At 42.3% G+C, this 14030-nt stretch carries 17 protein-coding genes and 1 other RNA gene; 5 read left to right on the top strand and 13 right to left on the bottom strand.

What is annotated here, in order from left to right; all coding sequences use genetic code 11:
• Positions 1-10: 10 nt before the first annotated feature.
• The 6 genes from DN53_RS04120 to DN53_RS04095 form a co-directional block, all read right to left on the bottom strand.
• Positions 11-202 carry a hypothetical protein gene (locus DN53_RS04120; protein ID WP_129653122.1) on the bottom strand — a complete coding sequence of 64 codons (192 nt, stop codon included), beginning with the start codon at positions 200-202 and terminating at the stop codon, positions 11-13.
• 56 nt (positions 203-258) lie between these two features.
• Entirely contained in the window at positions 259-1038 is a 780-nt protein-coding gene (locus tag DN53_RS04115; RefSeq protein ID WP_129653121.1) for a patatin-like phospholipase family protein, read from the bottom strand.
• A gap of 101 nt (positions 1039-1139) precedes the next feature.
• Positions 1140-1628 (bottom strand): hypothetical protein, encoded by a 489-nt coding sequence (locus tag DN53_RS04110; RefSeq protein ID WP_129653120.1) that lies wholly within the window; start codon positions 1626-1628, stop codon positions 1140-1142.
• Positions 1629-1744: 116 nt separating this feature from the next.
• A complete protein-coding gene (locus DN53_RS18055) occupies positions 1745-1906 on the bottom strand; it encodes a YodC family protein (protein ID WP_242502059.1) in 162 nt (53 codons plus the stop codon).
• Positions 1907-1960: 54 nt separating this feature from the next.
• A complete protein-coding gene (locus DN53_RS04100; protein WP_207211068.1) occupies positions 1961-2281 on the bottom strand; it encodes an Hsp20/alpha crystallin family protein in 321 nt (106 codons plus the stop codon).
• Between the two features lie 183 nt (positions 2282-2464).
• Positions 2465-2935 (bottom strand): Hsp20/alpha crystallin family protein, encoded by a 471-nt coding sequence (locus tag DN53_RS04095; protein WP_129653118.1) that lies wholly within the window; start codon positions 2933-2935, stop codon positions 2465-2467.
• 328 nt (positions 2936-3263) lie between these two features.
• Here DN53_RS04095 and DN53_RS04090 point away from each other — a divergent pair, with 328 nt between their 5' ends.
• The gene (locus DN53_RS04090; protein ID WP_129653117.1) at positions 3264-3446 is read left to right on the top strand and encodes a hypothetical protein; all 183 of its coding nucleotides are present in this window, start codon (positions 3264-3266) and stop codon (positions 3444-3446) included.
• 931 nt (positions 3447-4377) lie between these two features.
• Here DN53_RS04090 and DN53_RS04085 read toward each other — a convergent pair.
• The 3 genes from DN53_RS04085 to ssrA form a co-directional block, all read right to left on the bottom strand.
• Positions 4378-5613 carry a site-specific integrase gene (locus DN53_RS04085; RefSeq protein ID WP_129653116.1) on the bottom strand — a complete coding sequence of 412 codons (1236 nt, stop codon included), beginning with the start codon at positions 5611-5613 and terminating at the stop codon, positions 4378-4380.
• A 331-nt stretch (positions 5614-5944) separates the two neighbouring features.
• Positions 5945-7195 carry a site-specific integrase gene (locus DN53_RS04080; protein WP_129653115.1) on the bottom strand — a complete coding sequence of 417 codons (1251 nt, stop codon included), beginning with the start codon at positions 7193-7195 and terminating at the stop codon, positions 5945-5947.
• A 237-nt stretch (positions 7196-7432) separates the two neighbouring features.
• Positions 7433-7833, bottom strand: a transfer-messenger RNA (tmRNA) gene (gene ssrA, locus DN53_RS04075).
• Positions 7834-7937: 104 nt separating this feature from the next.
• On the opposite strand from ssrA, the gene DN53_RS04070 reads away from it, so the two are divergent.
• Positions 7938-9143, top strand: coding sequence for an NAD(P)-dependent oxidoreductase (locus tag DN53_RS04070; RefSeq protein WP_129653114.1), 1206 nt, complete (start codon positions 7938-7940; stop codon positions 9141-9143).
• Between the two features lie 141 nt (positions 9144-9284).
• A complete protein-coding gene (locus DN53_RS04065; protein ID WP_129653113.1) occupies positions 9285-9497 on the top strand; it encodes a hypothetical protein in 213 nt (70 codons plus the stop codon).
• Here the strand turns inward: DN53_RS04065 and DN53_RS04060 are convergent.
• Positions 9494-10615 carry an Sb-PDE family phosphodiesterase gene (locus DN53_RS04060; protein WP_129653112.1) on the bottom strand — a complete coding sequence of 374 codons (1122 nt, stop codon included), beginning with the start codon at positions 10613-10615 and terminating at the stop codon, positions 9494-9496. The genes DN53_RS04065 and DN53_RS04060 overlap by 4 nt on opposite strands.
• Before the next feature lie 82 nt (positions 10616-10697).
• Here DN53_RS04060 and DN53_RS04055 point away from each other — a divergent pair, with 82 nt between their 5' ends.
• Complete coding sequence (locus DN53_RS04055) at positions 10698-11090, top strand: DUF1801 domain-containing protein (protein ID WP_242502058.1); 393 nt, start codon at positions 10698-10700, stop codon at positions 11088-11090.
• Here the strand turns inward: DN53_RS04055 and DN53_RS04050 are convergent, their stop codons facing one another.
• Entirely contained in the window at positions 11091-12662 is a 1572-nt protein-coding gene (locus DN53_RS04050; protein ID WP_129653111.1) for a PepSY-associated TM helix domain-containing protein, read from the bottom strand.
• A gap of 41 nt (positions 12663-12703) precedes the next feature.
• Here DN53_RS04050 and DN53_RS18150 point away from each other — a divergent pair, with 41 nt between their 5' ends.
• The gene (locus tag DN53_RS18150) at positions 12704-12973 is read left to right on the top strand and encodes a hypothetical protein (RefSeq protein WP_165357255.1); all 270 of its coding nucleotides are present in this window, start codon (positions 12704-12706) and stop codon (positions 12971-12973) included.
• On the opposite strand, the gene DN53_RS04040 is transcribed toward DN53_RS18150, so the two are convergent.
• Together DN53_RS04040 and DN53_RS04035 are read right to left on the bottom strand one after the other, a co-directional pair.
• Positions 12970-13302: a hypothetical protein gene (locus DN53_RS04040; protein ID WP_129653109.1), complete on the bottom strand. Its 333-nt coding sequence runs from the start codon at positions 13300-13302 to the stop codon at positions 12970-12972. The two genes, DN53_RS18150 and DN53_RS04040, sit on opposite strands and share 4 nt — an antisense overlap.
• 3 nt (positions 13303-13305) lie before the next feature.
• The gene (locus DN53_RS04035; RefSeq protein WP_129653108.1) at positions 13306-14025 is read right to left on the bottom strand and encodes a DUF4198 domain-containing protein; all 720 of its coding nucleotides are present in this window, start codon (positions 14023-14025) and stop codon (positions 13306-13308) included.
• Positions 14026-14030: the final 5 nt, after the last annotated feature.

Raw genomic sequence — 14030 nt, 5'->3', positions numbered from 1 at the left:
TGACTGCTCCTCAATGTTTTTGCAATCTGCCCATTTGGTCTGTGGATTTTGGAAATTCTTTCAGTTTTTTCAGCTTTTTGAAAAAATCTTTAAGGAATAGTCTTTTGAAATTTCCGCTCCCCAAGAAATAATGGTAGGTGATGTGTAGAAAAAGTGCATAAATTGCCACAATCAACGAGATTCCGATTGCAAATGTTCCCATATCCAAATATTTTAAGGTTTTTTCATTCAGTTTTTTATTTTGCTATGGAGACCTATTCAGTGTAGCCATTCATCTAGCTTCCAGTTGGCATGATCATAGCCAAGGATAAATGCCTTGTCGATTCCCTTTTTGTCCAAGACCTTGATGTTTCCCAGTTCTTCCGGTACGATCAACAGATCGGGGATGTACAGTTTGTCCATGGAATTGGCATGCAACATCAAAAGATTGGCCCTTTGTGAAATTTGAAAGGCACTCTTGACTTGGCCCTTTCCCACTTCCTTCATGGAGGAGGCATAACATCCTATGATGATATCACAGGCACCGACCAAGGGCTCCACCGGAAAATTGTTCATGATCCCTCCATCGGCGAAGAGTTGCCCATCGATGGACACCGGGCTGAACACCGGGGGCAGTGCCGCCGAGGCCAATAAGGGCCCGAACAGCGCACCCTTTTCGAAGTATACCGGTTCACCTTTCATCAGGTTGGTGGCTACCACCACAAGCCGTTTGTCGAGCTCCTCGAACCTATGGGCCGTGAAAAAATCCTCAAAGAAGGGTAAGTACTTGTCCGTATCGAACAGTCCAGGTTTGTTCAATGTCACGAAGTTGTATTTGAGCAAGGGGGTTTCCTTGAAGAAAATGAGCATCTCCTCAATGGAGGCCCCATCAGCATACAATCCGCCGACAAGTGCCCCGGCACTTACGCCCGATATCTGGTTTGGATAGATCCCGCGATGCTCCAGGGCCTTGAGCAGACCAATATGGGCCATTCCTTTTACCCCTCCACCGGAGAGCACCAACCCTACGGTGGTGTCGATCAAAGTTTCTGAATTCATTTTCACTATTTTAAGTCAAAAGGAGGTGTTGCCCCCTTTCTTCGGTTGTTCATTTTAAAAGAAGCTGGGTTTGGTTCAAAGATTGGCCTGTACCATGTTCTTTACAGACTGTCCCTTTCGTGGATCTCCAAGTCGTAACGGTACTTCTCCAAGAACCTCTTCTGTCTTTCCATCATTCGCTTTCTGATGTTATCAAGCTTCATAAAGTCCTCCCCGAAATCGCTTTCAAAAAAGTCATCATTGAAGAACCTTTTACTAAAAAGTGAGTCAGGTTCGAAAAGGTCCCCGAACCCTTGGTTCTTGAATTGTGAAAAGTGGTTGTAGAACTTGGATTCGAAGTTGCTCAATAGACTGTCCCTGTCCAGACCTGAAAGGTTGCTAAACGAATCGGAGGACCAAGTATAGATACTGTCATAACGGATGAGGTTTCCATTCTCGTCAAATTCCCTGTCGACCTTCCAACTGCCCTTGGGTTGGGCAATCTCTTCCTGGTCACCTTCCTTGGTCAATGCACTTTCCATTTTCTCTTGGCCCTGACAACTGGTCAGTACCAGTAGTAAAGCTGATAAAAATAGGGTTTGAATTTTCATTTTTGTTCGTTTTTTGGTTCAACATTGTTTTGATCATCGATTGTGCGCTTGGTCTTGAAGATTCCTTTCTTGTCCCGTAATTTGGAAAGGCGGTTCTGATGGCATATTTGGGATTTTCACTCACCATTGCGGTACCACACACATTCTACATAGGTGTCCCTGTCCGTGAATCCAAATATAGGTTCCTTCTTTGCGATATATTTGGACACCTCCGTTTTGGGGCCGCTGGACGCTCCCTTGGCCTTGACCCGATCACCTCCTTTGAACTTCCGTGCCATATCGTACCGATATTAAAATATTGGACTTTGGGCTCAGGTCACCTTCAGGAGCCGTTAGTACATCGTTTCCCTTTTGGAAAAACGAACCTGCAACAACCTATTTTTCAGGGTTGCGTGTATGCTTTTAGGGTCGACATCCCTCGGGAGATCCAAGTTCCTGCGGAAGGTGGTACGCACAAATGCCCTGTGAACCCCATAGCTTTTCTTGACTTCACATGATTGTTCCTTTCCGTCGCTGATGATAAGGGTGTTACCCTGAAGTTCCATCTTCACGTTGTCCTTATCGAACCCGGGCATGGGAATGGAAAGTCCAAAGTCGGTCCCATTACCAGTGTTGTCAACCGATGGCATGGTCAATGATCTTAACTTGCCCATGTTCCGCTCACGCTTTGCCCAGTACTTTAAGGGTTTTAAAATTGGTGGGATTTGGATTGCCTTGCCCACCTTTTTGCCAAAGATCCTCATTGTGCAAAAATTTAGGTTCAACAATTGATGGGTTGAATGGAAGGGGCCGGTCAGTCGGCCCCGGTTCATTTTAAATGTTAAAAATATATGCTTTTATGAGATCTTGATGGTCCTGGTCGGCTTTTGCCTTGCCTCTTCCTTCTTCGGAAGATGGATGCTCAGGATGCCATCGTTGTACGAAGCTTTGATCTTGTCTTCTTCGATGGAATCGGGAAGTGTGAAAGACCTCTTGAAGGATGCATACCCAAACTCCCTACGGGTGTAGTTGTCCTCCTTGCGCTCTTCTTCCTGTTTCACCTCGCTCGAGATGGAAAGTTGTTGGTTGTCCAGATCGATCTGGAAATCGGACTTTTTCATTCCGGGGACGGCCATTTCCACCCAATAGGTATCCGCCGTTTCCTTAATGTTGACTTTGGGCACGGTCATGCCAGTGCTGAAGTTGGAGGTGAACACCGAAGGAAGGTCAGATCCGAAAAAACTGTCGATCCAGTTGGACCAGGTTGGGAAGTCCAGGTTTGATTTTGCCAAACTTCCATTTTTTGGTACAGAAACTAAATTGCTCATGATTTCAAAAATTTTAGTTCAACATGATTTTAACGTATAGGGCTATTCAAAACCCCATTGTATCATGGACAAAGCACATGCCAAAATGGATATCTGTCATTTTTTTGTTAAGGGATTCTAAATGGCACTGTCATATTTTCGGAATGATTGGTGTTTGAAAATATGATTTTAATAAAATATTTACGATGAATATGTCATATTGACATCTTATTTGACACTTTGCCAAGAATAAGGATGAACGGATTGAAGGTCTTTAACTATGGTACGGCCTTTGCCCAAGTTGAAACGGTATTTTTTTTATGGTTTAACTTTTTTAAAAATTTAGGTTATGGAGAAAAAACCAATTAAGGTAAAACTCATTGGAAAAAAAGGTAATTCCTATCAGATTCAATTCCCCAATCTTAAAATCCCTGTCAACGTGGACGAGACCGTGTACCATAAAATGCTCCACAGCAATGAATACGAGTTTGGCCATGTCTCCAAGATGCAGCGACATTCCCATTCGGCTTAAGGTACCGGTATTAAAGTTGTTTGACAAGCGGGCTATTTTCTGATATGGCGTTCGCTACTTGGAAGCTGTTCTTGATTTATGATTTTTTTGATCAATTATTAAGACAATAGTAAATGTGACGGAAGACAGAGACTAACAAAATGGTTGATTGGAAGTATCTGGTCTTTGCTTGAATAAATAGATATTTCAAGATGCTCCGTTTAGTGCAGTGGGGTGAATACTTTATTAGCAGGTTTCTTGGGCCTGTAGACCAAAGTATGTGTAGATCAATTCGATGATAATCACTCTTAAAAAAGTGATGCGAAAAAAGCTAATTGTTGCTTGCTTTTCAGTCATCGGGTAGGCATGATTATTTCTGGATATGTCTTCGGTTTGGTACTATAGCTTATGAAATCAATTTTGTCATCAATTAGTGCAGTGTAAATTCTCAACTAAAAATGGACCGGACTTGTTCGCATGTTTGGGATAATCACTAAAATGGGAACCTGTTTTTTCATACAGGCTTTAATGTTCTTACTGCAATTCTATTCCAAACATTTATTGTAGCTACGTTCATATTAATTTGAGTTATCTGATTTTCAGAAAAAAGTTTAAAGCATTTTGATAGGTGGTTTTATTATGTATTAGAGTTGTTTCTTCCGCCATTTTTACAAGCAAATTCCAAAGTGGAGAGTAATGGAAAGGAGTAGTAAAGGCCTTGGAAAAGTGACGGGTCCAACCTAATCTATTAGCTAGTGGTGACAGTTTATACTTGGGAAAACTAGGGAACCGTTTTGTTCCCAAGCTCTCTCAACATCAGCATCTAAAAGCTCACTGAACTAATCGTTAAAAATTCATTGAAGGTATATGCTCAAGATGTTCATTATTTTATCGAAAACCCATAGGGACTGGGACCTATGTAGCCTTCCCTAAAAGTAGGACATAGCCTAATTCAGATTGATTTGGCAAACTCTAATAAGGCAGGATCATTCTTCAACTTTTCCATATCATCAGATATTTTACTGTCCAATACCTTGGCATAGATTTGGGTCGTCTTTAAAGAGGTATGTCCCAGCATTTTGCTAACTGACTCAATCGGTACCCCATTTGAAAGTGTCACAGTCGTTGCAAAAGTATGTCTGGCCAAATGGGTGGTCAATGTCTTTTTGATCATACATGCCGTTGCAATTTCCTTCAGATAGGAATTGGTGCGCTGATTGGTGTATACCGGGAGCAATGTCTTTTTTTCGATAACCCTGGGATGCTCTTTGTACTTTTCGATAATAGCCTCAGGAATACTCAATAGGGGAATGCTGCTCAAAACCTTGGTTTTTTTCCTTTTGGTCTTGATCCATTTATTTCCCTTGATGTCTTTGACCAAATCATTCTTGGTCAACTTTTCAATATCTGCAAAGGCCAGTCCGGTATAACAGCAGAACAAAAACATATCCCGCACCGTGTCCAATCTTTCGAATTCAAATTCTTGCTTTAGCATCGATTCCAGTTCCTGATGCGTCAAAAACTCCCGCTCCTTGTGTTTCCAACTAGCGGACCAATGGAAGAATGGGTCACGTTCGATCCATTGGTTGGCATAGGCGATGCGTATAATTTTCTTGAAGTTGACGATATATTTGGTCGATGTATTGTGCGAACAGCTTTTTTGGCTTTTTAAAAAGTAATCAAAGCCCGTTATAAACTCATAATCGAGCTTTTTAAGGGGTAGATCCCTTTTTTTGTATTTGTACCTTATGTAATCGGAGATATGTTTGTAGGTGGCCTTGTATCGCTGCAGAGTTCCTTTGGAGAATTCCTTGCCCACCAAACTTTCCATTTCATCATTGTGATCTTGGAATATTTCCAAGATCATATACTGTTTCTGCCCCTTTCCCAAAAAGACGTTCTTTACGGTTTCAGCATCCACATGTTCCTCATTACGGACCAGGTCATCATAGATGGTTACACACTTGTTTTTCAATGTGTCGAAGAATCGGTTCAGCACCAGTGTTTCTGGGGTTTTTCCACGTAATCGACCAGTGTTGGCATCCCACTTTAATGGGTTGACCTGTTTGCCCGTACTGAACTCTGCACGCTTGCTATCCAATGTAATACGGGCATAGATAGGCACTAATTCACTCTTACTTGATTTGCGTTTTTTGGGATAAAAAATGACGTTGATTGTAGAGAACATGGCAAAGGGTTTTGTTTTAACACTTTGAAGGTACAAAAAGAGGTCTTAAATAAATGTTAACAAATCCTTGTAATAATTTGCAAAACAGCTAATTATAGCGATGGCGGTGAGCATTTTTTGGGAGATAAAATGCGCACCGAATTGCTCACCTTTTATATGGTGTTTTTTGATGTTTTTTGGTGTCAATGGAAATGAAAAAAGCCTGTAAACATCTCGTTTACAGGCTTTTGCATAAATTTGGAAATATTCCAAGCGGTCTGGACGGGACTCGAACCCGCGATTCCTTACGTAACAAGCACTTTTTTAAGAGTTTATCAAGCGAAATAATACATTAAGTATTCGTCTTTTTTCCAAGTCTATGTACTTGTTCGTTTGCCAATACTCCTTTCAATGCAGCCATATCTTCACCCACCTTCCTATCAATAATCTTGGCATAATGCTGTGTGGTTCTTAGATTTTTATGACCTAACATTTGCCCGACGGTTTCAATGGGCACTCCATTGGAAAGCGTCACCGTGGTCGCAAAAGTATGTCTGGCCAAATGGGTGGTGAGATTTTTTTTAATGCCACAGAGGTCAGCAATTTCCTTGAGATAGGCATTGGACTTTTGATTGCTCAAAACAGGCAATACACAATCCCCATTGATAACCTTGGGGTGGTCCTGATATTTTTCAAGGATGGCCATGGCGGTTGGGAGTAGGGGAATGCCCAATCTGGATTTGGTTTTGGTCCGTTTGGACTTTATCCAAAAGCTCCCGTCAATATGTTTTACGATATTGTCGGGATGTAGTTTTTGGACATCGATATAGGAAAGCCCGGTATAGCAACAGAATACAAACATATCCCGGACAATATTTAGGCGTTTTCCTTTAATGTTTTTGTCCACTAATGCTTGCAATTCCTCTTTGGATAGGAATTCCCGTTCCACTGTTTTGAACTGCACTTTGTAGTTGTAGAAAGGGTCTTTGCTGATCCATTCATGGGCAACGGCCATTCGGATGATCTTCTTGAAATTGTTGACGTATTTCAATGCTGAGTTATGATTGCATTCCTTGGTCGTTTTAAGAAAGTATTCAAATCCTTTAATGAATTTCAGATCCACATCCCGAACAGGAATATCTGATTTGTTCAGTTCAGTTTTGATAAATTCCGCGACATGACTTCTGGTGGTATGGTAACGTTTATAGGTCCCTAGGGCAAATTCAATGTCAATCAGCTTCTTCATTTGCTCGTTATGCTCATCAAAGAGTTCCAATAACATTTTTACTCTTTTATCATTACCTAAAAATTTATCTTTTACATCATGCACTGTGAAAAATTCTCCTTCTTCAACCAACTCATGGTGAATCTTATTTATCTTATGACGTACAGTGGCCATGAATCGATTCAATTCCTCTGCTTCAACTCCTTTTCCTTTCAATTTGTTCATTCTAGAGTCCCATTTTTCAGGGTCAATCTTTCTGTGGAGGCTAATGACAGATCGCTGGCCATTCACTGTTAATCTTAGGTATAGTCCGGCTTTACCGTTCTTGTCGAGCCGTTTGTCTTTAAGGTAAAAAAGTGCTGCAAAGGAATTTGACATATTTTTGGGTATCGATTTTATGTCAATAAAGGTATAAAAAATAACTTATTGGAGTTTTGTAAAAAATTAAAAAAGAGGAATTTACAGAGAAATCGATACCTTTTTTTAATTTGTAAATTAGGTATCGATTTGGTGCCTTTTAAATTGAATTTATTTGAGTTTAAATGAAATTAAATAAAATAAAAAAACCTGTAAATCAGTAATTTACAGGTTTAATGTGTTGTTTTGATGGTGTCTTAGTGGAGCCGGAGGGATTCGAACCCTCGTCCAAACAAGCAATAACTAGGCTTTCTACATGCTTAGTCCAAGTTCAATTTTCGATGCACGACCGACCAAGGACCGCCTATCGTACACTTAGCTTCTTTAGTTTAGGATTCCTGCCGAAGCCACAACAATCCGGTGTTGACTTTTATGGTGCCCCAAAAAAGGTCGCCGTCAACAAGGGCTACCAAGGGACATTCAGCTTTCCCGCCTTGCGGGACTAGGCTTGGACTTACTATAGTTCAGTCAATTAAGCAGCTAAAGCGTAGTTAGACTCGCCATTTAAAAAAGTTGAGACATTGAATTAACGAGCATCATTCCCATAGCTCGACATGCTTACATAGCCATTGGTCTCGCTGTCAAAACCAGTCGGCCCCAATACAATAAAGAACTTTTTTCAAAAGGATGGCAAAGTTAATCAAAAGTTTGCTTACCCTGTTCAATACTCTTATTTTGGTCAACAATTATACCAAAGCGTAGTATGAAGTTCGGAATTATACGTGAGCGGAAAAACCCGCCAGATCGCAGGGTAGTCTTGTCTCCTGCGGAATGTCAAAAAGTCCTGGATAGCTTTCCTGAAGCCCAAATAGAGGTGGAAACCTCCCCAATACGGGTCTTTTCGGATGAAGAATATCAAGAAAGGAATATTCCTGTAACCGACTCCATGGAACACTGTAATGTATTGCTCGGTGTAAAGGAAGTGCCTATTGAGGCCCTTCTTCCCCATAAAAAGTATTTCTTCTTTTCACATACCATAAAAAAGCAACCTTATAATCGGGATTTGCTACGTGCTGTTCTGGAGAAAAATATTGAACTGTACGATCATGAAGTGATCACCAATACCAAAGAGCAACGTCTGGTAGCTTTCGGGCGGTACGCCGGTATCGTGGGCGCCTATAATGGTATAAGGACCTATGGTTTGAAGTTTGCACTGTTCAACTTGCCAAAGGCAGAGAATTTGGAGGACCAACAAGCATTGATCAAAGCATTGAAAGGAATTAAACTGCCCGCCATCAAAATTGTTTTGACCGGCAAGGGAAGGGTGGGCAACGGTGCCCGGGAAATGTTGGATGCCATGGAAATAAAGCGGGTCAATGTTTCCGATTACCTGAACAAAACCTATCAAGAGCCCGTATACTGCCAGATTGATGCATCCGAATACAACAAGCGAAAAGATGGGGTGCGTGGCAACAAGGCCGATTTCTTTCAAAATCCACAGGAATATCAATCCAACTTCTTCCGTTTTGCCAAAGTGACCGACTTTTATATTGCAGGTCATTTTTATGGGGATGGCGCCCCATACCTTTATACAAGGGAAGATGCAAAGCATCCTGATTTCAACATCAAGGTGGTGGCCGATATAAGTTGTGATATTGATGGCCCGGTGGCTACCACGATACGATCGTCTACCATCGCGGACCCTGTATATGGGTATGATCCCATTTCTGAAATGGAAATCGATTTTATGGATTCAAAGGCCATTGCGGTCATGGCAGTGGACAACCTTCCTTGTGAGCTGCCAAGGGATGCCAGCAATGGTTTTGGGGAAGCGTTTTCCAAATATGTGATTCCTGCTTTCTTCAATGGGGATGAGGATGGTATTTTGGAACGGGCCCGGATGACTCAAAATGGAAAGTTGACGCCTCGCTTCACTTATCTCCAAGAGTACGTGGAGGGGGTGGAATAGCCCATTTCATCGGTATACGGAACACCTTGTGCTACATAGCGTTTTTTTTAGTATATTGATTCTCTTATTTCGCTGAAAATGAAGTTCAATTGGATATTGTCAGAACATGCCGATTCCTCCGCTAAACGGGCATGCATAGACATGGAATATAGGCTTAGGCCTAAAATCACCAAGTTTCTGCTATCCAAGTTCGATGGGGATTGCTGTACCGATTTTTCCTGTTTTCATTTTGATGTGGATATGAAAAACCAATGGGTGTGGATATCGGACAAGACCCCAGCGGATCATATTGAAAAAATCCGTATCGATTTTGATACGGAAATCAACGGACACGAACTCTTTTCCGTGGCTTAATCCTCTTTTTCAACGGTTATGTCCCACTCAACCACGGGGTGCTGTTTGGGTGCTACATAGGCCCCCAACGCCTTTAGGTTTAAGGAAAGGGAGTCCAGTTTTTCCAAGGTCTTTATTTGAATCACCTTAGTGCCCTCAGCCGGAACGGTGAACACCGCAGGACTGGAGTAAAAGGTATAGGGCATCTGGTTCTCAAAGATCAAATCACTGCTTGATAAATTCTTTAGGGTGACTTTTAAAATGGAGGTTTTGTTGATGTATGTGGCCTCCTCAATGGAAATACATGCCTTGAGCAGGGGTAATAAGTTCTCTTCCTTTCCCACCAATAGGGAATTGTAAACGGCAACAGTACGTCCTGCAAACAAGGCTTCTTTCACTGAGGCTGCAGTTTTTTCTTTGGCAAATACGAGGGTAATGGGACGGGCATGACCTTTTTCGGTATAGTCCCAATCAATTAAACCGTGGATATCACTGGTGCCCATAATGGTCAAGTTGTTTTCCAGGGCCAAGGCCAAGGATTCCTCTGCGTAGTCTCCCATATTGATGACCTCTATCCCCTGTAATTCCCCTTTTTTGATACGCTCTTTTTGGAAATCACTTAAAATAGGGTTTCCTTTTGGGGATTGCGGATACCATGCCGGGTGGTTCCAAAATACATAGGCCCCTTGTTTCTTGGCTTCACCAAAAACAGTTTCCGCTTTATCGTGCAAGAGCTTGTTGGCGTCTTGGATAAAAATGGCATTGTTGTGGCCCATGGGGGCCCCTCTGGTAATTTCTGAGCCGTGGATGATCAAAAGGTCATGGTCCTTTGCTTCGGCCAGGGCCAGTTCAAAAGAACGGTTTCTATCGGGATGGGGAATGTCTTGCTTGTGGGGTTGGTACTCCAAGTGCTCTGTTAATGAAATCACATCCAAATTGTCCCGTAGGGCTTCCATGACCCTGATGGTGGGCCATACATTTCCATCCGAAAAGACAGTGTGTTGATGGAAATCGGTTTTTAAGGTCTTAAAATTGGGAATATCGGGAAATGTTAACGCTCTTGAGCTGGTATGGGAATGCTCCTGGGCAAAAATAACAACAGAAGTAAAAAGGGACAAAAAGAGAGGTTGGAGTTTCATGGTCTTTGGTTTTTTCAAATGTATGAAACACCTGGGTATTATCACTTTGCAGGAAAAATAATTTGGGTTAAGAAATGGTAAAATGAAATCGATTTCCAATCTTTGGAACATGAACCCTGCTGAAGACTATATCATTAACCAAGAAGAGCCTTTTAAAACCATATTGCTGCAATTACAGGTTTTGGTAGAGAGCACGGTGCCCGGTGTGGAACTCAAATACAAGTATCGCATTCCTTTCTATTATTTAAAAGGGAAACCATTTTGTTACCTGAACGTATCCCCTAAAAAAGGCTATGTGGATGTAGGCTTTTGGAGTTCGGCGCACCTTAGCGTTCATCTGGACAAAATGGTCACCGAGGGCAGAAAAGTGATGCGATCCCTTCGATACCATACTCTGGAGGATCTTGATGCGGATGTTTTTTTGGCGGTCATCAAAGATGCCGAAACCGTGAACCATAAGGGTTTTTGGAAGTGATCAACCTTGGGTTGGTGTCAGTTCCTTCCTTTCTGTCCTTAGTTTAAAGAAAGCGATCCAAAGGGATGCAACACCCAAAACCAACCAAAGCAAATCCACCAAAAGGATATGTTGATATCCGTTTTGATAGGCCATCCATATCCAATTACCGGTTGCGATTCCATTAGCGACTGGAACCAACAAGCCCAAAACGCCACCAGAGATCAAGGTCCATTTATTGGTAAAGGCAATATCCTTTTTAAGGATAAAAAATACCGTAGCGAACAACCAAATGGGAAAATAGGTTTTGTAGAGGAAACCCATATTCACTGCGGGAGCAAACTTTACGATAAGAAATTCCAAAGCGGTAACGGGCAACAAGGTAAGGCAGATGGCCATATACCAATTGGCCACTTGTTGGTTAAACTTTCGGCGTTTTTCCGGGATGTTCTTTTTGTCGCGTGCCACCAACCAAATCATGATTCCGGAGAGGATCACAAAGCATGAAACCAATCCAAGGATAAAGGAGATCACTCTTAGGCCATAGCCTGCGTAATCGCCAAAATGGAGTCGGAACATCATATTTTTTACCCCATCCAAATAAGAAGTTTGTGCAATAGGTGCTTTTTCCTGTGCAACGGAACCATCGGCAATTTTATAAATGCGGTACCCCAAACCGTTTAGTTTGGTGTTATACCCAAGATATCCGCTAATGGCGGCGTGCATATTTTGATCGCCATAGTTGAAGATATGGGTCTCCGTAACCCTAAAATCACCCCATTCTTCTTTCATATCGGCAACATATTGGTCCAAGTTGATGGTTTGGTCCAGTCTTTCGTTTTGGAATTCATAAACGGGGTGGTTGTATTCCAAATCTTCAAACAATTGGTTTTGGTCACCATCGTAGAGTCCAGCTACGAGAGGAAGAATCAATATACCCTTCAACAGGAAAAAGGCGCCGGTAACGGCATATACAAACTGAAATGGAAATCCTATTACCCCCAAAGCGGTATGGGCATCGGTCCATAGGGTCTTTAATTTGGCCCAAGGTCTGAAGATATAAAAATTGGAAACGATCTTGTTCCAATGCACCAAGATTCCCGTAATGATGGCAAAAAGAAAAAAGAAAGCCACCAATCCGGCCAAGTAACGGCCATAGGGGTAGGGGATCTGATCGAGAAAGTGAAGTCGGTACAGGAATTCCCCCAAATGGTAATTGCTTGCGTAGCTGTCGGTCTTGGTCTTGGCCTCAGGGTCCAGATAGAAAAATACGGGTGCTTTTTCCTCTTCTGATGCCAATGAATCCTTGGAAGCCCCCAAGTTAACGGAAATACTTCTTTCGTTGTAATAATGTCTTAATTCCACCTCCCGACCGTACAAATTGTATTCTTTGGAAAGGTCGTTAAGGTGCCCATCCAAGCTGCTGGGCAATGCATCATCCTGACTTACGGAATGTCCACGTTGCCAATTGGCAATTTCATCCCGAAAAAAGGAGAAGGATCCCGTGAAAAAAATGACGTAGAGTGCCACACTGATCACAATACCACTTACGGTATGTGTATGGAACAAAATATTGTAAATGCGGTTTCCCATGGTTTTAAACAAGTGGGTTGGTTTGTTTTCCAAAATAAAATATGACGAAGAGCACCAAACTGGCCAAGAGATATATGCCCCAGACTTTCCATCCATTTTTGCCCAAAAACGCCAAGACCATCAAAACCGCCCAAAGAATGAAAGCGGAAAAGGTACTGGTAATTATTATGGCAACGTGGTTGAACCAACTCGCCAAGGCCATGTGGAACATAACGGCCACCATAAGACCACCTAAAATGGCAGCGGTTATTTTGGCAAATCGTTGGGATGCCGATGGAGTCAAATATTTTTTATTGGCGGGCATAGGTTAAAACAGTATGGTTTCAAAAAGGATAGAGCCTATAAAAAGGACACCCAAAAACGGGTAGTTCAATAATCGCAAAGGGGCCAAGAGAATCACCAAACTGGCAACGGTCATCAAGAGGATGAAAAAAGTAAAGGTGCCGGAACCAAGCCCCCATAAAAAACAGCTAAGCCCCAATGAAAAAATCATTAGGGCCAAACTGGCTGCTTGAGCTATTTTTTTGTGTTCACCTGTCCATTTCCCAATGCCCAGTTCACCTATGGAGGCCATCTTTTTAGAGGTGCCATAAAGCAGGTAAAAGGCCATAAAAGTGAGCAATGAAATGAGGGTCACCATAGCTTATTGTTTTATGCAATAGGTGGCGCAATGCCAAATAAACTGATAGTCTTCTCCTTTGTACGAGCCAGGTACTTCTTCTTTGGTCGTGGTCTCTACAATGTACTTGGTGTTCCAAGGCAGGGCAAAGGATACTTCACCGTTGTCATCGGTGTGCAGGGTTTTTGACCAAAGGTCTGCCACATAGACTTGCAGTTCGTTTTTGGCCAAGGGTTGGTCTTTGTACAGTACTTGGAGCTTAACCTCATTCCCGTTATTGGTCAATTGCTTTACCACGATACCGTTGGGATTCGCCGCGTTGGTATCAGCATCAGCACTGCCAATCTGGACCTTTGCGGTCGAGTGATAATGGGTTTTGAAGATGCCGAAATCATACTGGGTGTAATCAATGACATCAATCTCATCATTATTGAGCATTATGGTATATACCCCATTTTTACTTGGAGTAAAATGGGCCAGGTAATGGTCTTTCTTGGGAGTGGTGTTCAGTACATTTTTTGAGCCATCGGGAGCAATTACCCAAAGGGTAAACTTTGAAACGGCCGGGAAAGCTTCCCCTTCCACTTCTTCAACGACCCCGTAGGTGTATTCCCCAAAGTGTACACGGATTTCATGGGATTGACCCAAGGTGCCTGTTCCGTTGGTCTCTATCCATAAATAATGTGCGGATGCGGACAGTACGGGGAGGGTAACCAACAATATGGTGGTAATGAGTTTTTTCATGGCTT

The sequence above is a fragment of the Flagellimonas olearia genome (assembly GCF_004150225.1).
In the GTDB taxonomy this organism is placed as follows: Bacteria; Bacteroidota; Bacteroidia; order Flavobacteriales; family Flavobacteriaceae; genus Flagellimonas; species Flagellimonas olearia.
This window is presented reverse-complemented; position numbering and strand designations above follow the sequence as displayed.